The 22,167-nt window shown below is 33.9% G+C and carries 19 protein-coding genes; 12 read left to right on the forward strand and 7 right to left on the reverse strand.

The window, feature by feature from the left end:
- Positions 1-6: 6 nt before the first annotated feature.
- The 3 genes from FC091_RS06195 to FC091_RS06205 form a co-directional block, all read right to left on the reverse strand.
- Positions 7-3,555: an Eco57I restriction-modification methylase domain-containing protein gene (locus tag FC091_RS06195; protein ID WP_138433415.1), complete on the reverse strand. Its 3,549-nt coding sequence runs from the start codon at positions 3,553-3,555 to the stop codon at positions 7-9.
- 2 nt (positions 3,556-3,557) lie between these two features.
- Positions 3,558-6,803 carry an SNF2-related protein gene (locus FC091_RS06200; protein WP_138433416.1) on the reverse strand — a complete coding sequence of 1,082 codons (3,246 nt, stop codon included), beginning with the start codon at positions 6,801-6,803 and terminating at the stop codon, positions 3,558-3,560.
- Between the two features lie 80 nt (positions 6,804-6,883).
- Positions 6,884-7,018 (reverse strand): helix-turn-helix domain-containing protein, encoded by a 135-nt coding sequence (locus FC091_RS06205; protein WP_138433417.1) that lies wholly within the window; start codon positions 7,016-7,018, stop codon positions 6,884-6,886.
- A 105-nt stretch (positions 7,019-7,123) separates the two neighbouring features.
- On the opposite strand from FC091_RS06205, the gene FC091_RS15370 reads away from it, so the two are divergent.
- The gene (locus FC091_RS15370; protein ID WP_262708973.1) at positions 7,124-7,249 is read left to right on the forward strand and encodes a hypothetical protein; all 126 of its coding nucleotides are present in this window, start codon (positions 7,124-7,126) and stop codon (positions 7,247-7,249) included.
- Between the two features lie 112 nt (positions 7,250-7,361).
- On the opposite strand, the gene FC091_RS06210 is transcribed toward FC091_RS15370, so the two are convergent.
- Positions 7,362-8,111, reverse strand: a complete 750-nt coding sequence (locus FC091_RS06210; protein WP_138433418.1) for a hypothetical protein — start codon at positions 8,109-8,111, stop codon at positions 7,362-7,364.
- 382 nt (positions 8,112-8,493) lie between these two features.
- Positions 8,494-8,847, reverse strand: a complete 354-nt coding sequence (locus tag FC091_RS06215) for a 4Fe-4S dicluster domain-containing protein (RefSeq protein WP_138433419.1) — start codon at positions 8,845-8,847, stop codon at positions 8,494-8,496.
- Between the two features lie 89 nt (positions 8,848-8,936).
- On the opposite strand from FC091_RS06215, the gene FC091_RS06220 reads away from it, so the two are divergent.
- From FC091_RS06220 to FC091_RS06260, 9 genes are all read left to right on the forward strand, one after another.
- Complete coding sequence (locus FC091_RS06220) at positions 8,937-9,995, forward strand: acyl-CoA reductase (RefSeq protein WP_138433420.1); 1,059 nt, start codon at positions 8,937-8,939, stop codon at positions 9,993-9,995.
- Between the two features lie 114 nt (positions 9,996-10,109).
- On the forward strand, positions 10,110-11,171 hold the full coding sequence (gene serC / locus FC091_RS06225; protein WP_138433421.1) for a 3-phosphoserine/phosphohydroxythreonine transaminase: 1,062 nt from the start codon (positions 10,110-10,112) through the stop codon (positions 11,169-11,171).
- Between the two features lie 26 nt (positions 11,172-11,197).
- The gene (locus tag FC091_RS06230) at positions 11,198-12,148 is read left to right on the forward strand and encodes a D-2-hydroxyacid dehydrogenase (RefSeq protein ID WP_138433422.1); all 951 of its coding nucleotides are present in this window, start codon (positions 11,198-11,200) and stop codon (positions 12,146-12,148) included.
- 106 nt (positions 12,149-12,254) lie between these two features.
- A complete protein-coding gene (locus FC091_RS06235) occupies positions 12,255-12,890 on the forward strand; it encodes a DUF937 domain-containing protein (RefSeq protein WP_138433423.1) in 636 nt (211 codons plus the stop codon).
- A 188-nt stretch (positions 12,891-13,078) separates the two neighbouring features.
- Positions 13,079-13,516 carry a DUF6146 family protein gene (locus tag FC091_RS06240; protein ID WP_138433424.1) on the forward strand — a complete coding sequence of 146 codons (438 nt, stop codon included), beginning with the start codon at positions 13,079-13,081 and terminating at the stop codon, positions 13,514-13,516.
- 28 nt (positions 13,517-13,544) lie between these two features.
- Entirely contained in the window at positions 13,545-14,033 is a 489-nt protein-coding gene (locus tag FC091_RS06245) for a DUF6787 family protein (protein WP_138433425.1), read from the forward strand.
- Positions 14,030-14,371 (forward strand): hypothetical protein, encoded by a 342-nt coding sequence (locus tag FC091_RS06250; RefSeq protein WP_138433426.1) that lies wholly within the window; start codon positions 14,030-14,032, stop codon positions 14,369-14,371. The genes FC091_RS06245 and FC091_RS06250 overlap by 4 nt, the downstream gene beginning before the upstream one ends.
- Positions 14,372-14,449: 78 nt before the next feature.
- Positions 14,450-16,849: a TonB-dependent receptor gene (locus FC091_RS06255; protein ID WP_138433427.1), complete on the forward strand. Its 2,400-nt coding sequence runs from the start codon at positions 14,450-14,452 to the stop codon at positions 16,847-16,849.
- A 72-nt stretch (positions 16,850-16,921) separates the two neighbouring features.
- Positions 16,922-17,521 carry a hypothetical protein gene (locus tag FC091_RS06260; protein ID WP_138433428.1) on the forward strand — a complete coding sequence of 200 codons (600 nt, stop codon included), beginning with the start codon at positions 16,922-16,924 and terminating at the stop codon, positions 17,519-17,521.
- A 47-nt stretch (positions 17,522-17,568) separates the two neighbouring features.
- On the opposite strand, the gene FC091_RS06265 is transcribed toward FC091_RS06260, so the two are convergent.
- Positions 17,569-17,847: a hypothetical protein gene (locus FC091_RS06265; protein WP_138433429.1), complete on the reverse strand. Its 279-nt coding sequence runs from the start codon at positions 17,845-17,847 to the stop codon at positions 17,569-17,571.
- Positions 17,848-18,160: 313 nt separating this feature from the next.
- Here FC091_RS06265 and FC091_RS06270 point away from each other — a divergent pair, with 313 nt between their 5' ends.
- The gene (locus FC091_RS06270; RefSeq protein WP_138433430.1) at positions 18,161-20,713 is read left to right on the forward strand and encodes a DUF5916 domain-containing protein; all 2,553 of its coding nucleotides are present in this window, start codon (positions 18,161-18,163) and stop codon (positions 20,711-20,713) included.
- 226 nt (positions 20,714-20,939) lie between these two features.
- Positions 20,940-21,602, forward strand: a complete 663-nt coding sequence (locus FC091_RS06275; RefSeq protein ID WP_138433431.1) for an ABC transporter ATP-binding protein — start codon at positions 20,940-20,942, stop codon at positions 21,600-21,602.
- 5 nt (positions 21,603-21,607) lie between these two features.
- Here FC091_RS06275 and FC091_RS06280 read toward each other — a convergent pair whose 3' ends face one another.
- Positions 21,608-22,060, reverse strand: coding sequence for a hypothetical protein (locus tag FC091_RS06280; RefSeq protein WP_138433432.1), 453 nt, complete (start codon positions 22,058-22,060; stop codon positions 21,608-21,610).
- Between the last annotated feature and the right edge of the window lie 107 nt (positions 22,061-22,167).

Raw genomic sequence — 22,167 nt, forward strand, 5'->3', positions numbered from 1 at the left:
GTTTAATTATTTTAATGCCTCTCTAATTATACGTACCTCTTCTATACTATCTAGGGTTTCTATAGCAAAGCGTACAGGATGATCTGGATGATACAACCGCTCATACTCGCTTTGTATAATACCCAACTTTTCTTCTTCACTCATACTATCATTTATAGGTTTGAGGTCTGAAAGGTGTTTTAAAATGAATTTGTTTGTAGACTTAAACTCATTTGGTAAAAACAGTTCAAAAGATGTGGCATCTAGCGCAAGTTCGAAGAAATTAAAAACTTCCACATATGCATTTTTAAACTTGCTTACAAAACTCAAATAATCAACAATAATACTAATGTTTATTTGCTCTTCATTACCTGTCTCTGGCACATATAGCTTTCTCACATTTTTAGGTTTAACTTCAGCAAAAGTTCTTCCACCTTCCTGTGAAAATTTATCATACAAAAACGCGTTTACTGTTGAATTAAGAATAGATAAAATGTACTCATACGATAAACTACATTCACTTTTCTTCTTAAAAACCAATATGCTGTTTAAAACATAATAACTTTCATCATCAAATACAGCTTTGATAGAATCAGAAGTTTGACGCATAATAATTTTAGGCTCCTCAAATAATTCTGGATATCTCTGACGACCTAAAGCAAACCAAGGTAAAGTCCCAGATTTAGATTCACTTCTAGTCATTAATTTATCTTTAAATGAAAGTAAATAATCCTTAATATTTGGATAATTATCAATTTCTACACTTCTATTGGTATAAATCAAAATATTTTGACTGTTTTCTATTTTATACTTATTTATTTCACCTCCTTTGAGTACTTTCTTTAAAATACCATCTTCAAATTGATTCTCTTTGGCAAAATCAGTTTTAATCCTAAAAATTTTATCACCACCAGTTGAGATACCACTTGCCATTTCTTCTGCAATATCATCAATTGTTACAGATACGCTTTTTAATTTTTTTATTATTTCAAACTCACTTTCACTAATACCAAAAACAGAAGCAGGAACTTGTAATGTTGAACTGACTGTTGTTTTCGAAAATATAGATTTAAAATCTAAATTCTTCTTATCAGCATTTCTTAAATCGGCATACTTATAACTATAGCTTCGACTATCCTTTGTTGTTAAAAAGATACAAGAAGGTACTGTAGCAGTATTAAATACACCATCTCCCAAATTAATTCCTATATGGAATGAGTTTTTGTTTAAAAGTAGCTTTCGTGTTTTTTCATATTCAGACTGAAACAATAAATTATTAGGTACGATGAAGTTTATAACTCCATCTTCCTTCAACAATCTTAAACCATTAGAAATAAAATAGTTGAAAGTATCAGGTGTTCTCATATGAACATCTGAATATTGGTTTTTAAATAATACTTTTTCCTCCTTTGTTAATTTTGCTCCATATGGTGGATTTGCTATCACTGCATCAAAACCACCTTTTTCACGCCATACTTCAGAAAAGAAGAGTTTAAAATCAAAGTCAATCTTGTATCCAGCAAAGGTTTCAGCGGTATCTAAAAGCTCTCTTATTTTTGTGTTTATCTTGTTCCGTAATGTTTTTTTACGTTGCTCATTGGTAACTGCGTAAAACTCTTCCTTTAAAGTTTCTAACTCTTTTTCAACCTCTAAATCTCGCATTGTACCATCTGGCATACCAATTAACGAATTACCACACACAATTTTATAATCGAGGTTTGGTAACGTTTCTATAGGTTCTAAATCGTCTTCGTCTACCACTAAAGAGAGCCATAAACGTAAACGCGCAATATCTATAGCAGAGCGGTCTATATCTACCCCATAAATACTTTCTTGTATAATGTGCTTTTTTAAGCGGTACACATAACGGCTTTCGCTTACGCTCTCTCGTTCGTGAAATTCAAATTCTTTTAATTTATTATTTAGGTAATTGTAACTTAAATGTGGTTTTAATATTAATTGCGCTGTTACCAACTCGTGCAACAAACCCACAGGAAATGCCCCAGAACCAATAGCAGGATCGCAAATGCGTATTTCGGTTAGTTTTTTATCTATAACATCGGCATTATTACGTACACTTTCTGGCAGTAAGAATTTATAGGTTTTGGTTTCGCCACGTTCTGCCACACGCACATCGTTTTCTAATGCTAAATGCCCCTCGCGTATGTATTGTTCTATATCTTCTTTGGGCACAATAATTTCATTGGTTTCAGCTTGTATGGTTTGTTGCCCTGTTTTTCCTTGATTTCCAAACATATTTGTTTGGTCATCTCCCAATTCTTGGTAAGTGTTATTGTAATTATTTAATGCATTATCTAAATAATGTATTAAGCTTTCTTGACACATATAATGTACAATTTCACGAGGTGTGTAGAACGCTCCTTTACTTTTTCGTTCTTTAATCTCCAACATATTTTCAAAGACTTTCCCTAGCATTTCTGGGTCAACTGCTACTTCTTTATCAAGAGGCTCGTCTTCTTTAATGGTAAAATTGTAACGGTCAAACACATCGAGAATACCCGTTCCTATATCTCCAGATTTGTTTTTCTCATTGTTACGGAATAAATCTGTAGGAATACTAATGTTGGCGTTTTGCCAATCGTATTGCGCTTCAAAAAGCCCCCCATTTAAAAATGGAATACGACAGTTAAAACGTGGGTAAAACGAATTGTCGTTATCGCGCTCTTTGGCCAATGCTTCATAAAATAAATATTGTAAATAGTCTTTAAAGAAGTTTTTGTTTTTTTCTAAAGACTCATCAAAAAGTTGTTGCAGAAAGTGTCTTTTACCAGCACCCCATCTTTCATTTTTAGGTACACCTAACCAACCTTTTTTCTGCAAGAAGTATAAGAATACTATTTGACCTAATAACTTTTTAGTAAAGCCTGACGCATCTAATTGGCTGTCTTGAAAAATAGATAAATCTTGTTTTTCAAAATACTCATAGACTTTAATGTATAAGCTTTTGTATTGTTCAAAAAACTCATCGGTTACACGCTCTATACTAAACGCTTTTTCTAACTCTGAAATAGTTGGGTTATTCGCAATATTTTGTAAAAGCGGTAATAATTGCGTTTTTGCGGTATGCGATTTCTCGTATTTACCAACTAGAAAAGAATAACGTTTTGCAGGTGTAAACTCCTTACGCATCTTCACTTTTTGCTTTTCTTCATCTAAATAGGATTGATGTTCCATTTTTATGAAAGAAAAACGCCAGTCGAACCCTTCGTCTTCTTTAGAGTAAAATGCCACTAAAGCATAGTCTTTCTCAAAATTGTTAAGATGCTTAATCACAAAGTTTCTCAATGCTGTCCTTGCTCTTTCCAGTTTAGAGACATTTTTTACTTGAACAATCAAGACATCTAAAGCTTCGCCTTCTGGATCTATATATTTACCAATGCGTTTGTAGTAGCTTACGTGGTCGCGTTGGTCTTCCCAAATTGTATTACCACTTGCTTTGTATGGTTTTATTTCAAAATCGTTCAATAAGTTCTGAATGAAGTTCGTAAACCTCGCTTCATCAAATGCTTTATTAAAGGTTTTATCTATGAGATTAATCGCAGAATTTTTATCCATAATTAACTGTTGGTAATATATCCTGAAAGAATCACTTCTCTTTTTTGGAACTTATTATTATTTTGTTTGTTGATATCCATTCTAATACGTCCATACTTTCTTAATACCTGTAAAACGTGCAATGGCTCAATAACTTTCTCTAATTCTTTTTTGACGATTTGGGCAGTCTTTTTCGCCATTTTGCCTTCTTTGAGCGTGGTTTTTGCAGCTGTAATAAACTCTTCGTCTGTTTCTGTGAAACCTTTGAAATTTTTAAATAGCTTATCTTTTATGATGCGGTCTTCGATATATTTTGCGTTTGAGCGACCTCTATTTCCGCCTGTTTCTTCTTTTGCAGTAGTGTCGAGCGTGAATTTAGCTCTGTTTGTTTGCAACATATTGAAGAAATTATCTGGCACTTTTCCTCTTGGTGTTTCAGGCTTACATTCCAATTTGTGAACAGCGTCAAAGAAAGTAGCTTCATCAGATTTTCCATTTTCAAATTGATAGAACTTTTTAAGTTTACCAATTCTAAAAAATGTTATCATTTTCTGAAATTCTAATTCTTTATTTACAAAACCACTTCGTGCTTTTTTTGGAAGGTTTTTAATTCGTTCAAATAAATCAGGATTATTATCTCGAATTTCTCTAATGATTTCTAAATACTTTAATTCAGAATCACCAACTTCATCTTCACCAGAATATGCTTTTTTATTATTCAACGTATTAAAAAGCTCTTGACTACCAAATTCTTCACCATCACTTAAATATTTGGCATCTTCTCCTAAAATATCGTGAAACATTTGAATTTTGTTTGTGATATTTATTTCTAAACCTAAATGAGCATCAGAATGTGTTGTTGGAAAAAAGTTGTAGATATATACAAACGGGAAGGAACTTCCTAAACGATTAACACGTCCAGCACGTTGTAAAACTCTGGTTGGATTCCAAGGTAAATCATAATTTACAAGCACATTTGAGCGATGCAAGTTGATACCTTCCGCTAAAACATCGGTTGTAATTAATAGCCTAATGTCACTAACTTGGTCTTTCTTTTTGCGATTTGGGTCAAAGTTGCACTGAATTATATCTCTAGAAACATTTTGATTTGATAAAAGTGTTTTATTACTATGTCTTCCACCAAGGCTAGAGAAAAACATTACTTGTTCTGGAAATTCCTCTATCAAAGCTTCATATAAATAATCGCCAGTTTCTTTGGATTCTGTAAAGATTACAAGCTTGTTCTTTTTTAAAATTTTATCTGTTTTAAGTTCATTAATAAAGGTTTCTAATTTTGGGTCTTCATTTACAGTTGCCCAAACATCTCTTATGTATTCAAGAATTAATAAGTCTTTATTTAATTTATCTATATAGTTTTTAGTAAAATCTTCTGATTTGTATTTATGTGCTTTATCTTCATTGACTAACTCTTCTAATTTATATATATCATCATTTTCTAATAAGTCATAAACATTTACTTTTTTACTGACATAAATCGTCCCAGACTTATACATATCAATAAAATTCTCGTAAGATTGAATAAATCGACCAATACTCATTTTGAAAGCGTGAAAACTACTTTCTAATCGTTTTACCAATATACCTTTCATAAAGCCACCAACGTTGCGTTGTTGTTGCTTTTCAAATTCAGAAAGTTGTTTGTTTCCTTTATAAAACAATAATGGCGTATAACGAGCGTATGTAAATTCCAGAAGCTGTTGAATTGTAGATTTAAAAATTTGCTCTAAATTTCCTTCGTATTGATATACAATTTTATTTGGGTCATTTAGAGTAGGGAAGACCAATCCTTGTTTTTGCATATCATTTTTAAAGTAAGTCATTACATCGTTACGAGTTCGTCTCACCATTACATAACGCAACACATTGTTCCGAATATCGTCTGAAATTTCTTTTATAAGTTGTTTGTATTCTGGTTCTGCTTTATCTACTTTGTTAAGACGTGTTCTTAATCCTGCAAAATATTTTTCAAGATTTGGAACTCCAGGAATAGTAGAGTTTTTTGGCGATTGAAACAGTTTTAATTGAGCGAAAATATCGTTGATTGTATTGTTAAGTGGTGTTGCAGTTACTAGAATTACTTTTTTGTTAGTACAAATCTCTAACAAATCTGCATAGGCTTGTGTTCCTTCATTTCTGAATCTATGTGCTTCATCAACTACTATATAATCATAACGTTCTGTTCCTTTTTTTAGAATGTGAGGTAATTTACCTAGTGATTCAACTTCAAAACTTCTAATTCCAAAATCAAATAGCGAATCTTTCCAGTAATCTTTTAAAACTGGCGGACAAATCACAAGTGTTCGTCCAATTAATTGTTGAAGTAATAAAGCTGTAATAAATGTTTTACCCAAACCTACTACATCAGCTAAAAACACACCATTATATCTTTCTAATATTTTTTTAGATTGGATTGCAGCTTGACTTTGGTATTTAAGTTTCATAAAACCATCAGGTAAAAATGGGTCGAACTCATCTTCAAGGTTTATGTCTTCTTCTAAATATTCATATATTAATTTAAGATATAGTTCGTAAGGTGAAATATTTTCGCTTAACCAAGTTTTCTTTTCTATTGTATCAATAAAGTCTTCTGAAATATCTACAGATTCAGCCCATAATTTGTTGAATTGGTCTTCTGCGAAAAGTACGTCTCGCTTTGTTCTTAACTCAACATTAAATTCGCGATTAGCAATTAAACCTGATTCAGAAAAGTTACTAGAACCTGTAATTACAAAGCCATAATCTCTATCATCAGGCTTGAATTTCCCGATATAAACTTTGGCGTGAATATTTTTTGAAGGATAAGCTCTTATCTCTAATTTTTTTCCATTTCCGTGATATGCTTTGTCAATTTCTGGGTCTTGGCATTCTGTATTCAAAAACTCAATAAACTTTTTAATTCCTAATTCAAGTTTATCTTCATTCTCATTTGCATCTTCAATTTCTTCTTTTAGATTTTTTTGATATACTTTTTTCGTTCTTTGATGAGATTCCAAGTCCATCATTGACATTAGTTCATTGTATGCAATGATGTCATATGAATCTTTATCGACATTAAGACCAACTAATATTCTGATTTTTTCAAGTGGTTCAAGTGATTCATAAATTCTATGGAAACCACTCATTCTAAAATAACCAACTAAAACATCAAAGAGTTGGGTATCTCGCAAAGTGGATTTGAATCTACTCAAAAGGCTGTGTCCTTCTTCGTTTGTAAAAAATGTTAAGTCTGTTTGGTCTATGTTTGACATATTTATTTTTAATCTATCTAAAGTTCAGTTCTTTCAATTATTAATTCTTTGACACCAACATTTAAGATTTCCGCAATCTTTTACAAGTCCTCCAAACTTGGCTGGCGTTTGTTTTGGGCATAAGAGTGTACCATATTGTAGCTCTTTCCAAGTTGTTCAGCCAACCAGATTTGTTTTATTCCTTTCTGTTCTAAAACCTCTTTTATTCGGTTCATTTTGAACCTTGCTTTATTAAAGTTGAAAGATAACAAAGTTCATTAAATAATAATCAAAATATTCATTGTGTTGTAAGAAATGAAGTCTTAAATAAAGCCATGCACATGTCATTCAAATACATGCCGCAGATAAAAATCTCTAGTCCTGCTTCGGTAGGACTTTTTTATGCCAGCAACACCCAAAACCCAAAACCCAACACCCAACACCCAACACCCAAAGCTAACCTATAATTTCCCCTTACAGCAAAAGACGTTTTAGTTACTTCTTTTGTCTTTAAAAAAAGTAAGAATAAATCAAAACGTCTCAACAATTAAACACATAAACGACTAAACACATAAACATTTAAACATCGTAACACCCAAACATCGCAACCCCAAACCCAGCAGCACCAGACAACAAAAAAAGCCCACCATTAACCTGCTGGTAAAACGCCACACGTGCCACAGCAACCAATACACCATTACCTTCTGGCAAGCCATCAACAGTTATACTAAAGGAAGAAGCCTCAAAATCTCTAGGCACATATAAAGCGTCTGCCATAACACTAGTATAAGTGCACGTCTCAAAATCAAAACGCAGCACACCAACAACAACCTCCATAACGTCCGCACCTTTAGGAAACTTGGCAGCCGCAATACTAAAATTACGAACATCTAAACGCAAGGCATCCCAATCAAAAGCATAAGAACAAGAAAACAACTGAGGACGCTCCGGAGTCACTACAAAATCACTTAACACTCTAGGGCCATATTCCGTAGCATAACCAATCCCAACCGTACGTTGGCCACGTTCAGAAGTAACATCCAAATCCTTAATGCTCAAAAACAAGCGCATCAACCGATAATGAAACGTACCATCCTTATAACCATTCATAAAAGGCTTTAGCGCAAGCTTAAAATGCTTGTTTATCACAGAGCACAGCGCAAACTCAGAGTTGCTCTCGCGCACACGTACCATGTTAGAACTCGTCTTTATGGCCTTAGCTGAAAAGCCACCACCAGCCCTTCTGGCCGTGGGCACACCCTTTCTGTAATAAAAATTAATACCGCCCAACGTCCCTTCAAAAAATACAACACCCTTTTGCTTTGCCATAACGTACTTGTTTACTATAGTTTATATATAACATCTTATGCATAAAAAACACAACGTATTCACACACCTCAGTCCTGTTATCCCAACTGCCTAAGTCGGTACGTATCGATAACTTTTAATGGTGATATGCTAAGGCGTTTTACAAATTGTATCATAAAAACCATCAACCGATCAATCGTCAAACACACCAAAACACACATTATCAATGGTTTAAATATAAATAAAATAAATAAATTAAGGCTATTTATGCCAAGTATATGCCGACTATATGCCGACTTTATACCATGTTAACGGCAGGGTTAGTTCGGGTAATAAACAAAAAAAATCCCAAGCATTACGCTCGGGATTATGGGTTATTATCAATTAATAAATAAGCATTCCTTTAGTCTTCAGGATGCATAAAACGTTGCTTACCTAGAAGTTCTTCTTCCGTTTCTACATGGTTATCATCTGGCACACAACAATCTACTGGGCAAACCGCTGCACACTGTGGCTCTTCATGAAAGCCCATACATTCCGTACATTTATCTGGTGCTATATAGTAGACTTCATCACTAATAGGCTCTTGCGTCTCATCAGCATCAACTGTTTTGCCATTAGGTAGTACAATCTTACCCTTTAGACTGGTACCGTCAGAGTAGCGCCAATCGTCTGCACCTTCGTAAATAGCTGTATTAGGGCACTCAGGCTCACAAGCGCCACAATTTATACATTCGTCTGTGATTATAATTGCCATGGTAATTTTTCTTTTTTATTACGTAATTTTGCCTGTCGCCAAACAGGATTGCAAAGTTAAAGCCTAAAAGGCGTTTTACCAAACTCTATATGATTTTACAACAAAGAATTAACGCTTTCTCAAAATTAGGGCATTTTTTAAGCCAGTTTACCACCAAGGGTATCCAAAAGGATGATACTGTACAAGCCAACGATCTTTTTTTTGAGGGCTTTAAACACCAAATAAAACTAGCGAAAGAACACAACGGTTGGTTTACTGAGGCTAACGTATACTTTAGTTTAGAGTCTTGGGCACATGCCTTAACTACCAAAAATATAAACCAATGGACAAGGGCTTATAATTTTGAAACTATAGAACCTAAGACGGTTGGTATTATTATGGCTGGTAACATCCCTCTGGTTGGTTTTCATGACTTTTTATCAGTACTTATTTCTGGCCATAATGTATTGGTAAAACAATCCTCTAACGACAAGCACCTCCTGCCCTATCTAGCTAAGTATCTCGAAGTTGTAGAACCTGGCTTTAAAGGGAAAATTACCTTTACGCAAGATAAACTAGAAAACTTTGATGCTGTTATAGCCACAGGTAGCGATAATACAGCACGCTATTTTGAGTACTACTTTAGAAACAAACCGTCCATCATTAGAAAGAACAGAAATTCGGTAGCGATACTCAATGGCAACGAGTCTAAAGAAGATTTAGAAGCCTTGTCTGATGATATCTTTAGATATTACGGATTGGGGTGTAGAAATGTATCAAAACTATTTGTACCTAAAGACTATAATTTTGATGCGTTTTTTAATGCAGTTTACAAATGGCATCCTGTGATCCATGAAGCAAAATACGCCAATAACTATGATTACAACAAGGCTGTCTACTTAATGAGCGAATTTGATATGCTAGAGAATGGCTTTTTAATGATAAAGGAAGATAAAAGCTATGCCTCTCCCATTGCCACTGTATTTTACGAATATTATGAAAGTAAAGAAAATCTAAAAAATAAATTAGAAGAAGAGCATGACAAGATTCAATGTGTAGTTGCAAATGGTTTTATCAAAAATGAAATTGCTTTTGGGCATACCCAAAAACCAGATCTTTGGGATTATGCAGATGCTGTTAATACTGTTGAATTCTTGTTAAAAATTTGATACAAAAATTATCAATTTAGTAATGTTTTATAGGCAATTAATTAGCACCTTTGTAACAGATTAAACAAAAAAATAATAAATTTCTGAGTCATTAGAAATGAAACTATACTATTAATGAAAAAACATAATTTTAGTGCAGGTCCTTGTGTACTACCAAAATCCGTAATTCAAAAAGCTTCTGAAGCACTTTTAAACTTTGACGATGGCTTATCACTTATTGAAATTTCGCATCGTAGCAAGCCTTTTGTAGATGTTATGGAAAACGCCAGAGCTTTAGCTTTAGAACTGTTAGGATTAGAAGGTAAAGGCTACAAAGCGTTATTCTTACAAGGTGGTGCAAGTACTCAGTTTTTAATGGTTGCCTTAAATCTTCTTGAAAAAAGAGCTGGTTACTTAAATACTGGTACTTGGAGTGATAAAGCCATTAAAGAAGCTAGAATTTATGATGATATTTATGAAGTAGGTTCCTCCAAAAGTGCAAACTTTAACTATATACCAAAGGGTTACGATATTCCTGAAGATTACGATTACTTCCACTGTACCTCTAACAACACCATTTTTGGGACACAAATGAAGCGCTTTCCAAACTCACCAATTCCTATGGTTTGCGATATGAGTAGTGATATCTTTTCGCGTCAGTTAGATTTCACACAGTTTGATTTAATCTATGCTGGTGCACAGAAAAATATGGGTCCTGCTGGTACAACTTTAGTTGTCGTTAAAGAAGACATATTAGGTAAGGTGTCTCGTAAAATTCCTTCAATGATGGACTATAAAGTGCATATCAGTAAAGGAAGTATGTTTAATACACCACCTGTATTTGCAGTATACGTATCTATGCTAACCTTACAATGGTTAAAAGATTTGGGAGGCATCAAGGCCATTGAAGAAGAAAATGAAAAGAAAGCGCGATTAATTTACTCAGAAATAGATTTAAACCCACTATTTAAAGGGTATGCAGTAAAAGAAGATCGTTCTACTATGAACGCAACCTTTACATTAGAAAACGAAAATCTAAAAGAAACCTTTGACGCCATGTGGAAAGAAGCTGGTATTAATGGTCTCAACGGTCATAGAAGCGTTGGTGGTTACAGAGCATCCATGTATAATGCATTGAGCCTAGATAGCGTCAAAGCGCTTGTTGAAGTTATGAGTGAACTAGAAAGAAAAGCTTAAAAAATAAAACAAAGAATTCCTTTTACATGAAAGTACTAGCAAACGATGGTGTGTCTCAAAGTGGTATAGACGCTTTGGAAGCTGCGGGTTACGAAGTGTTAACAACGACTGTTGCACAAGAACAATTACAAAATTACATTAACGATAATGATATTTCTGTGCTACTGGTAAGAAGTGCTACCAAAGTAAGAAAAGATATTATCGACAACTGCCCAAGCCTTAAGATTATTGGTCGTGGTGGAGTTGGTATGGACAACATAGATGTTGATTATGCAAGAGAAAAAGGACTTCATGTTATCAATACACCTGCGGCATCATCACATTCTGTAGCAGAATTAGTGTTTGGCCATTTTTATGGTTTAGCCAGATTTTTACACAATTCTAATCGCGATATGCCCTTAGAAGGAGATTCTAACTTTAAAGCACTTAAAAAAGCTTACGCTAAAGGTGTTGAATTAAAAGGAAAAACTCTAGGTGTTATTGGTTTTGGTAGAATTGGACAAGCTACTGCTAAGGTTGGTATTGGTGCTGGCATGAACGTCGTAGCCTTTGATCCATTTATTGAAGAAGCTACTCTAGAATTAGACTTTTTCGATGGTCAGAAAGTAAGTTTCAATATAAAAACCGTTTCTAAAGAAGAAGTTTTGAAACAAGCTGATTTTATAACACTACATGTGCCAGCACAAAAAGATTATGTTATAGACGAAGCTGACTTTAACCAAATGAAAGACGGTGTAATTATAGCCAACGCTGCGCGTGGTGGAGTTGTAAACGAAATTGCTTTAGTAAAAGCTATTGAAAGCGGAAAAGTGGCGAGAGCTGCTTTAGATGTGTTCGAAAAAGAGCCACAGCCAGAAGTACAATTACTTATGAATCCTGCATTGTCTCTGACACCACATACTGGTGCTGCTACTAGTGAAGCACAAGATAGAATAGGTGTAGAACTTGCAGATCAAATCATAAAAATATTGGGCTAACAAAATAATTGTGACCTAGTTAAAGAAAATGAGTCCTATAATTGTATAGGACTTTTTTTGTACCTTTTTAAACTAAACTTTATTAACACTTTAATTCATAAAATATATGGAAGGAATTTTAGACTTATTGAATAGTGATATGGGAAAAACCATCATAAGTGGTGTTTCCGGTTCTACAGGAACGGATCAAAACAAAACAAGCAGTGTATTAACAATGGCATTGCCTGTTCTTATGAAAGCAATGGAGCGCAATGCTTCTACACCAGAAGGCGCGCAAGGGCTTATGGGAGCATTAAGCGGTAAGCACGATGGAAGTATCTTAGATAACTTAGGAGGCCTTTTTGGCGGTGGTGTAGATGATGAAGTTAAAACAGATGGAGATAAAATTCTTGGTCATGTTTTAGGACAAAAACGCCAAGGTGTTGAGCAAGTAATAGGGCAAAAATCTGGTTTAGATTCAGGTTCTGTTGGTAACATTCTTAAAGTAGCAGCACCGATCTTAATGGGTGTTTTAGGCAAGCAATCTCGTCAAAACAATGTAAGTTCCCAAAGCGACCTTACAGGTTTATTAGGTGGGTTACTTGGTGGTAGCAACACTAGAAATGAGCAAAGTTTCTTAGAGAAGATTTTAGATGCTGATGGAGATGGTAGCGTTGTAGATGACGTTGCAGGAATGGTACTTGGTGGTGCTAAGAAAAAAGGTGGACTTGGTGGTCTTCTAGGTGGCTTATTCGGGAAATAAAATTCTGATATTATTATATAAAAAAAGCAGCTCAGATGAGCTGCTTTTTTAGTTTTCAATCGTAGGCGTTTACTCACTGATTATACCTCTTGACTCATTGCGTGTTTTTAGTGATATTATTTATAGTGTACTTTGTCTTTAACATCAATAATTATCAAATGACTAAAATTATTAATACCTTTAATCTCATGAAAAAGATCATTCCGTTTGTTGTCCTCATTGCGTTAATTGCAAGTTGTAAATCCTACAACAACAATCCAACAATTAATAATGGTAACGACAGTGCTTTAGTAGAAAATGATACTGTTTCGATAAGTAGTGATGAAACTGACTACGAAATTATTATCATAGAGCCTGGGTTTAATGCTTGGTTAGCAAGTACCGCCAGACCAAGAGGATTTCATTCTCAAAGGTGGTTAGAAAACAGAAACGCTTTACTTGTACAAGCCTGGAACCAAAGAAACCTCCAACCATATAGTTACAGCCCTGATTTATATCAGGTAAGAATAGATTACGACACACGTACAGATTATGGTTATGAAGTTAATTACAAACTCTACAATTATTTTTTATATTTTCAGTTAAAATATAAACAACAATTAACCTCTATGATTCCTAGAATTTAGTGTAACTTTGCACCACTTTAAAGGTGCTATGAAAAAATTTAAAGAAAACTGGGAAATTCAACATAATTGGCAGTTAATATTTCCATTAATTGGTCTTTTAAGTCTTGGTTATTCGTCATATAAATTAGCACTTATATACTTTGATAGTTTTGGCTATATCATTATTGCATCGGTTGCTCTTTTTGTTAGTCTATTGGTTTTAACTTTAAAACTATTTAAAATTCTAGATAAGCGTTGGGAACTCCAATACAGATGGGAAATGATAAGAGTATTTATTGTCTTTGCAGTTACAGGTTCTTCATCATTGTATGTAGGGAGACCAATTATTAAACTTCTCGGAATTACTAAAGAAAACTTAAACCCTATCCTCTACTGGATTTTATTTATTATCATTGGGCTCATTTTTTATCAAATTCTTTTAGTTACCTTTGGATGGTTATTTGGTCAGTTTCAATTCTTTTGGGAATTTGAGAAAAAAATGTTGAGGAGATTTGGCTTAAAACGTTTTGTAGATTGAGTAAAAAAACTATCATAAAACCTACATTTAAAGGACTTGCTTTAGTATTAATACTTGCAGTATTATTACCTTCTGGTGTAAAACTTTCTCATATTTTTACGCATCACAAACACAAGGTTTGTGAAATCGATAGTAATGACCAAACACATTTCCACGAATTAGATGTAGACTGTGAATTTTATAAGTTTAAACTTAACACAAACTACTATTCTGGTTTTCAAGCTTTTGAAACTATAATTCAAAATAACTTAAGTAAGGTAAATACTTACTTTTATTTGTTCTTAAGAACGCATCAGCAAAACGCTTCATTTTTAAGAGGTCCACCTACCCTAGCCTAAAACTTCAGTAAAGAAATACATTTAAGTTACCATTGCTCATTATATAAATGGTAACATCACTTACTATATTTTATGGTTATGAGGCTTCTAGCTTTGTTTATACTTTTAATTACATTTCTGGTTGGTCATTCTCAAGAGTGCGACTATACATTCTTAGGAGAGATTAAAGACTTTCACGACAATACTCCTATTGTTGATGCTACTGTATTTATACAAAATTTAAATAAGTACACCACTTCTGATGTATATGGTAAGTTTAAAATTGAAAAACTATGTAATGGACCTCTCAAATTAGTGATTTCCCATGTTGCTTGTGAAACTAAAACAGTTTCGTTTATGATTAATGGCGATCAATTTGAAACAATTACCTTAGAGCATCATACTCGCGAATTGGACGAAGTCGCAATTAAAACAGAAGCTATTAGACGAGAAACTAATGCAGCACAAGAGACAACCGTCGATTCTAAAACACTTAGAAGATACAGTAATTTGAGTATCGGTGATGCTTTGGAAGAAGTTCCTGGAGTGTCATCATTAAAAACAGGAAATTCTATTGTAAAGCCTGTTATTAACGGCCTTCATAGTAGTAGGATTTTAATAATGAACAATGGTGTACGTCTTCAAGATCAAGAATGGGGCGTTGAACATGCGCCAAACATTGATATAAATTCTGCTAATCAGCTTACTGTAATTAAAGGTTCAGGAGCATTGGCTTACGGTGGCGATGCCGTTGGTGGCGTTGTAGTTGTAAAACCAAGTCGGGTTATAGTCAAAGATACACTTTACGGTAGAACAGTATTTGGTGGACAAACCAATGGGCGTGGCTATAATATCACGTCAAGTTTAAATAAGAACTATAGTTCGGGTTGGTTTGGGCACATCCAGAGTTCTTACAGACGAAGTGGAGATTTTCAAACACCAGATTATAATTTATCCAACACAGGCTTAGAATCTTTTGGTGTTTCCACAAGATTTGGAAAAAAATCATTTGAGTCTGGTTTTGAAGTCTATTATAGTTTTCTAAACAACGAAATTGGCATCCTAAGAGCGGCACACATTGGCAATCTCTTAGATTTTGAACGTGCAATTAATGCTGGACAACCAATTAGAATAGAAGATTTTACTTACGATATTAATGTGCCTAAGCAAGATGTAAAGCATCATTTAGCAAAAGTTAATTATTACAAACGTTTTCAGAATTTTGGAAAGGTAAGCTTACAATACGATTACCAAAACAACAGACGCCAAGAGTTTGACGTTAGAGTTGGTGACCGTCGAAATATACCGGCCGTAGATCTCATTTTGCAAACGCATAGTATTTTGGCCGATGTCAATCTAGATTCCAACTTAGACAGAAAATACAACTTTGGAATTGTGGCACGGTATCAAGATAATTTTGCTGATCCAGATACTGGTGTAAGACGCATCGTTCCAGATTATGATAAATATGATTTTGGTGCTTACATTACAACAGAATGGCAGCTCAGTGATGATTTAATTGCCGATGCAGGAGTTCGTTACGATTTCAATAGAATTGATGCTAAAAAATTCTACTTAAGAAGTAACTGGGAAGATCGAGGCTACGATGAAGATTTTCAAAACCTTATAATTGAAGAATTTCCTACGCAATTCTTAACCAATCCTGTGTTCAACTATCACAATTTTTCAGCGTCTATTGGTGGAAAGTATAGCATAAGTGATAATCATAAAGCCATGCTGAATTTTAGTCATGCCAATCGACCACCAAATCCGTCAGAGTTGTTTAGTGATGGATTACACCATGCATTAGCAAGGTTCGAAATTGGTGATCTTAGATTTAATCAAGAGATAGCGAATAGAATCTCGGCAAGCTATAACTACACCAATTCTAAGTTTAATTTCTTAGCAGAAGTATTTTACAACAGAATTGACGATTACATTTTCTTAAGACCAGACAATAGCGATTTAAGTAATCGCGGCTACTTTGCCGTTTGGATATACGAGCAGACCAATGCTGAACTTTTTGGTATAGACATTAATGCAACTTATGACATTACGCCTCAAATTCAGTACAATCACAAATCCTCATTTATAAAAGGTTACGATCTAAAAACAGACTTGCCTTTGATAGACATTCCGCCTTTTAGCACGACAAATCAAATACGATACTATAATGAAAAGTGGAACAATTTTTCAGCAAGTTTAAAATCTGAATGGGTGTTAGAACAAAATGAGTTTCCAAATTTTAACTACACGGTAATTAACCAACTTACAGAAGAAGAATTTGAAATAGACATTAGCACACCACCACCAGCGTATCATTTATTACACTTTTATAGTGATGCCACATTTAATTTTAAAGGTAAAACATCCTTAAACGTCGCTTTTGGCATAAATAACATATTTAATAGTTCTTATAGGAATTATCTAAATGGCTTACGCTTTTTTGCAGATGACTTAGGACGAAATTTCACACTACAATTACAACTAAATTATTAATACTTATATATGATGAACACAAACAATCAAAACTTTAAATTAATGATAACCAATTTTTTAAATTTTAATTTTATGAAAACTACTAAATTTTTACTTAGCGCAATTGTGTGCTTAACGCTTGTAACAACGTTTACGTCTTGTTCTGATGATGATGACAATCCACCACCAGTAAATCCTACAGAGTTATTTACCAATGTAACACTTACTTTTACACCTTCAAATAGTACTAATGCCACTGTAGTGATGGAAGATATTCAGCCAAACGGTCAAGGCGGTGGCGGTGCTACATCTAATACTGTTTCAGGCGCTTTTGTATCTGGTGAGACTTATTCGTTATCATTGGCTGCAACAGATGCATCTGATCCTAATGATGTAGATGATTTATTAAACGATGACGTAATCCCAGAAGCTGATGAGCACTTCTTTGTGTATGGACTAAATGGTCTTAACTTTACTATGACTAGAGATGCTAATGATATTGTTGGGTTAGATAACAACAAAATCGGTGTTAATACTACATGGGTTGCAGGTGCTGCAAGTACAGGAAACTTAAGCATTACTTTAGTTCACGAAGCAACTGCCGTTGATGATAGCGCAAACAACAACCTTGGTTCAGCTACTGGTGGTGAAGAAGATTTTAACATCACTTTCACAGGCGTTACAATTAACTAATCCATAATTAAGTTATAATAAAAAAGCACTCAAATTGAGTGCTTTTTTTATGCTTTAGTAATTGTTTTTTCAGACTTTAAAACATAAGTGTATAACCACATTATCGAGAATGTTGGAACAATATCCATAAATGGCAGAGCTTCTTCTATAAAGGAGACAACAGCTGCGACTTTACCTTCTCTACCCTTATATAATCTTGTCATCAAATAGGCCGATAATGGTGCCCAGATAACATCCGAAAATTCGCCTATCCCAGGTATAAAAAATGACACAAAGCCCAAACCATCAAACAAAATACTCAATACCAGCAGCTTATATTTATTCATGTATAGTTTTAAGTGTTAATAATTCAATGAATATTAAGCAATAAGTATTCCAAAATTTACACCTGTCATTTACAGTATCAATTCTATTAACATACCTTAAGCCTTTTTAACGTTTAATTAAGAGGCTTGCATAATATCACAAGTTAGTTTTGTAAAATTCTTTTTATAAAGTATAACCAGAGTTTTAAGACTTGTTTTTCAATCTAAAAATAAGTCTTTAATACATTAAATCTAGATTATAAAGTTAAAGTGTAACAATCATAAAAAACGTTTATCTATAAAAAACGAACCCGAGAATCATCAATCAATCATCATGAACATACGTTCTTTTTTCATTCTATTTACCTTTTGTTTTTTTAGCGTTGCACTTTCGCAAGAAAACACAGTCCTTACCAAAGACAAAAAAACACTCAACATTACCAGAGCATCTAAAAAACCAAAAATTGATGGTGTTTTAGACGACAAAATCTGGGAAAATGCAGAAATCGCTACAGGTTTCATACAGTTTAGACCAGACATTGGCAACACGCTACCAACAGAACAAAGAACTGAGGTAAAAATGAGTTATGATGATGATGCCATCTATGTTGCTGCTTATTTATACGACGATCCAACAAAAATTATGAAGCAGCTAACGACTCGAGATAATTTTGGTCAGAATGATTTCTTTGCTGTGGTTTTAAACCCAAACAACGATGCACAAAACGATACCCAATTTTTTGTATTTAGCTCTGGCCAGCAAGCAGACGCTATAGCCAATCCTAGTATTGGCGAGGACTTTAGCTGGAATGCTGTTTGGCAAAGTGCAGTACAAATAGTAAATGATGGCTGGATTGTTGAAATAGAAATACCATACAGAACATTACGGTTTCCTGATCAGGAAGAACCAACTTGGGGACTTCAGTTTCACAGACATTTTAGAAGAGATCGCTCCCAATACACATGGAATGAATTTGACCCAACTCAAGGTAACATTGGCTTGTATCATGGTGAACTAAAAGGACTAAAAAATCTTAAGCCACCTGTAAGGCTCAACCTCTACCCTTTTTCAACAGGAATTCTAAACAGTTTCGATGGTGATACTGAAACAGACTTAACCTTTGGCATGGACGTTAAGTATGGTATTACAGATAACTTTACGCTAGACGCAACACTTGTTCCTGATTTTAGCCAAGCTGGTTTCGACAGAGTGGTTCTAAATCTTGGACCTTTTGAACAAACGTTCTCAGAACAACGTCAGTTTTTTACTGAAGGTGTTGATTTATTTTCCAAAGGAGATTTATTCTTCTCAAGACGTGTGGGTAATGCACCAAGTGGTCAACTAGATTTAGACGATAATGAGGAAGCAGATATTCCGGATGAAGTAAAAGTTTTAAATGCTGTAAAAGTATCTGGTAGAACTAAAAAAGGACTTGGTGTAGGTATTTTTAATGCAATTACAGAAAAAACTTATGCCACTATAACCAGAAGTGAAGAAATCTTTGATGAAAATAATGAAGTTATAGATACGCTAATCACTAAACGTCGTGAGTTAGTTGAACCTTTTACTAATTATAATATTTTAGTTGTAGACCAGCAGTTTAATGGCAATTCATCAATAAGTCTTATCAATACTAATGTAATGCGTGAAGGCGAATTTAGAGATGGAAATGCTACTGCACTCGTTACTAATTTACAAAACAAGAGAAATACTTATGTGATTAATGCAGAGGCCAAAATGAGTAATGTTAACTATCAAAATGCTGACAGCGAAACTGGTTTTAGTTCATTTTTCTACATAGGTAAAACACACGGTAATCTACGCTACAGTTTTGATCATCGCTTTGCAGATACCAAATATGAAATCAATGACTTAGGACTTAACTTTAGAAATAACTTCAACAATTTTGGAGCTGATATTTGGTATCAAATCTTTGAACCTAAAGGAAATTTAAATAGCTACAGAATTAATGCTTGGGTTAATTACAGAAACCTAGCCAACCCAGGTGTTTTTACAGGTCTAAATTTTGGTGGACGCTATTTTGCGCAAACCAAAAAACTCAATGCTTATGGTTTTAATTTTAACATTGAGCCAGGCAAACAATATGATTATTTTGAATCTAGAGATGGTAGGGCTTTTATTTATGAGAATATTGTTAGTGTAGGTGGTTTCTACTCGTCCAACTACAACAAAGTATTTGCTTTTGATATTGATGGAGGTATTTTTAAAATCTTTGAAGATGGTAGAGACCTATTTGGTTATAATATTTTCTTAAGTCCGAGAGTAAGACCAAACGATAAGTTACTTATGATTTACAGTTTTAGCCTTAATATGGCAAATGGTCAACGCGGTTATGCAACATTTGAAGATGATCAACCAATTCTTGGTGAGCGAAACAGAAAACGAATCACAAACACCATTTCCGCTAATTATACCTTCAATCCTTTTAACTCTGTTGCTTTAACGTTTAGACATTATTGGGATACCGTAAATTATGATAATGAACTATTCACTTTACTGGATAACGGTCGTCTTACAACAGAACAAGGTTACACGGTAGATAACGTTAGTGGGTCTCCAAACATTAATTTTAGTACTTGGAATATTGACCTCAGCTACTCATGGCAATTTGCACCAGGTAGCTTCTTAACAGCTTTATACAGAAATCAACTCTTTAATTTCGATACAATGTCTGAAGATAGTTATTCTGAGAGCTTAGGTACACTTTTCGATCAGCCAATACAGCACACTATTTCAGTGAGGTTACAGTATTTCTTAGATTTTAACGGTATAAAATCTATTTTTAAGAAAAGAGATAATCCTCACAACGGACAAGCCAACAACTTCTTCTCGTCACGAAACAGAAGATTTGGTATTAACTCTTAATTTTTGCTAATTCCAAATATGCTTCATACGCAACCAACGTCAGCTCGAAAGGTTTTACATTATATTGAATTCACCGTCAGTTCGAGTAATTTTGTATTATGCTGAGGCAGTCAAAGCTCAAAATTGTCTTCACTATTTCAATCAAAGTAATACTATAATCCAACAATCTAAAAGTCTAAGAATCGAAACATCCCATAATCTAAAAAAATAGTATTTTCGCTCTTGTATGATAAAAGCTACCAATATCCATAAATGGTATAAAGATTTACACGTTTTAAAAGGCGTAGATATAGACATTGCAGAAAGCGAAATTATTTCTATTGTTGGTGCATCAGGTGCTGGTAAAACCACTTTGTTACAGATTTTAGGTACGCTAGATAAACCAGATTATAAAAGTGATACCACACTACAAATCAACGGAAAATCCATTACAGCATTAAGCGATAAAGCTCTAGCCAAATTTAGAAATAAGTATATTGGTTTTATCTTTCAGTTTCATCAGTTATTACCAGAGTTTACAGCTTTAGAAAACGTGTGTATTCCTGCATTTATTAATAATACACCAAAAGCCGAAGCCGAAAAACGTGCTATAGAATTGCTAGATTATTTAGGTTTAAAAGATAGAATACAACATAAACCTAATAGCATGTCTGGTGGTGAGCAGCAACGTGTTGCTGTTGCCAGAGCATTAATTAATCAACCAAAAATTATTTTTGCTGACGAGCCTTCCGGTAATTTAGATAGCGAATCTGCAGAACAACTTCATCAACTATTTTTTAAATTAAGAGACGAATTTAAGCAAACCTTTGTCATCGTTACCCACAACCAAGACTTAGCTAATATGGCTGATAGAAAATTAACAATGGTTGATGGAAAAATTGTAAACTAAGACCGTTATTCTGTTTTGTTAGTTTCCTTGTATTCTAAAATTGCCTGTGTAGCATATAATTCACCCAGTGCTTGTGCAAAAGCTGTAGTCATTCTTTCATCCCAATTCTTAACATCATTTTCAAAAGATTGTTGTAATTGAGCATTGTTAATTGGCATGCCTAAATAATAGGTTCTACCTGAAACTTCTGATGTAGCAATTATTAAAATGCCTGCTAATTTGTCTTCCTCAGTTCTAACAAGTGCATTAAAGCTAAACGAATAATCACTTCTGGTTACAGTATTAATAAGATCTACTTTGTAACCACTCTTCATGTCGAGACCAGAAGATAGCTGCATTTCGTAGCCTCTTATCATATAGTTATATTCTTCTGATGTGGTTCCGTTAGTTTCTGAGGTTTGGGAAAAAGTTAAATTAAGGGTTAAGATAATCGCAAAAAGCGGAAGTATTCTTTTCATTGTATAAGTAGGTTAAAAGTTAGGGTTAGCCAAATATATTAATTTTTACCAAACTTTTGTTTTAGCGAAAATTATATTATGGTGATGCTTGTCGTTAAAATATGTTT

The organism is Winogradskyella algicola (assembly GCF_005869935.1).
Classification (GTDB): domain Bacteria; phylum Bacteroidota; class Bacteroidia; order Flavobacteriales; family Flavobacteriaceae; genus Winogradskyella; species Winogradskyella algicola.

What these genes read in the sequence shown, in the direction of transcription:
- FC091_RS06195 (WP_138433415.1), bottom strand. Translation starts at nt 3,555, where the DNA reads ATGGATAAAAATTCTGCGATTAATCTCATAGATAAAACCTTTAATAAA.
- FC091_RS06200 (WP_138433416.1), bottom strand. Translation starts at nt 6,803, where the DNA reads ATGTCAAACATAGACCAAACAGACTTAACATTTTTTACAAACGAAGAA.
- FC091_RS06205 (WP_138433417.1), bottom strand. Translation starts at nt 7,018, where the DNA reads ATGAACCGAATAAAAGAGGTTTTAGAACAGAAAGGAATAAAACAAATC.
- FC091_RS15370 (WP_262708973.1), top strand. Translation starts at nt 7,124, where the DNA reads ATGTCATTCAAATACATGCCGCAGATAAAAATCTCTAGTCCTGCTTCG.
- FC091_RS06210 (WP_138433418.1), bottom strand. Translation starts at nt 8,111, where the DNA reads ATGGCAAAGCAAAAGGGTGTTGTATTTTTTGAAGGGACGTTGGGCGGT.
- FC091_RS06215 (WP_138433419.1), bottom strand. Translation starts at nt 8,847, where the DNA reads ATGGCAATTATAATCACAGACGAATGTATAAATTGTGGCGCTTGTGAG.
- FC091_RS06220 (WP_138433420.1), top strand. Translation starts at nt 8,937, where the DNA reads ATGATTTTACAACAAAGAATTAACGCTTTCTCAAAATTAGGGCATTTT.
- serC (WP_138433421.1), top strand. Translation starts at nt 10,110, where the DNA reads ATGAAAAAACATAATTTTAGTGCAGGTCCTTGTGTACTACCAAAATCC.
- FC091_RS06230 (WP_138433422.1), top strand. Translation starts at nt 11,198, where the DNA reads ATGAAAGTACTAGCAAACGATGGTGTGTCTCAAAGTGGTATAGACGCT.
- FC091_RS06235 (WP_138433423.1), top strand. Translation starts at nt 12,255, where the DNA reads ATGGAAGGAATTTTAGACTTATTGAATAGTGATATGGGAAAAACCATC.
- FC091_RS06240 (WP_138433424.1), top strand. Translation starts at nt 13,079, where the DNA reads ATGAAAAAGATCATTCCGTTTGTTGTCCTCATTGCGTTAATTGCAAGT.
- FC091_RS06245 (WP_138433425.1), top strand. Translation starts at nt 13,545, where the DNA reads ATGAAAAAATTTAAAGAAAACTGGGAAATTCAACATAATTGGCAGTTA.
- FC091_RS06255 (WP_138433427.1), top strand. Translation starts at nt 14,450, where the DNA reads ATGAGGCTTCTAGCTTTGTTTATACTTTTAATTACATTTCTGGTTGGT.
- FC091_RS06260 (WP_138433428.1), top strand. Translation starts at nt 16,922, where the DNA reads ATGAAAACTACTAAATTTTTACTTAGCGCAATTGTGTGCTTAACGCTT.
- FC091_RS06265 (WP_138433429.1), bottom strand. Translation starts at nt 17,847, where the DNA reads ATGAATAAATATAAGCTGCTGGTATTGAGTATTTTGTTTGATGGTTTG.
- FC091_RS06270 (WP_138433430.1), top strand. Translation starts at nt 18,161, where the DNA reads ATGAACATACGTTCTTTTTTCATTCTATTTACCTTTTGTTTTTTTAGC.
- FC091_RS06275 (WP_138433431.1), top strand. Translation starts at nt 20,940, where the DNA reads ATGATAAAAGCTACCAATATCCATAAATGGTATAAAGATTTACACGTT.
- FC091_RS06280 (WP_138433432.1), bottom strand. Translation starts at nt 22,060, where the DNA reads ATGAAAAGAATACTTCCGCTTTTTGCGATTATCTTAACCCTTAATTTA.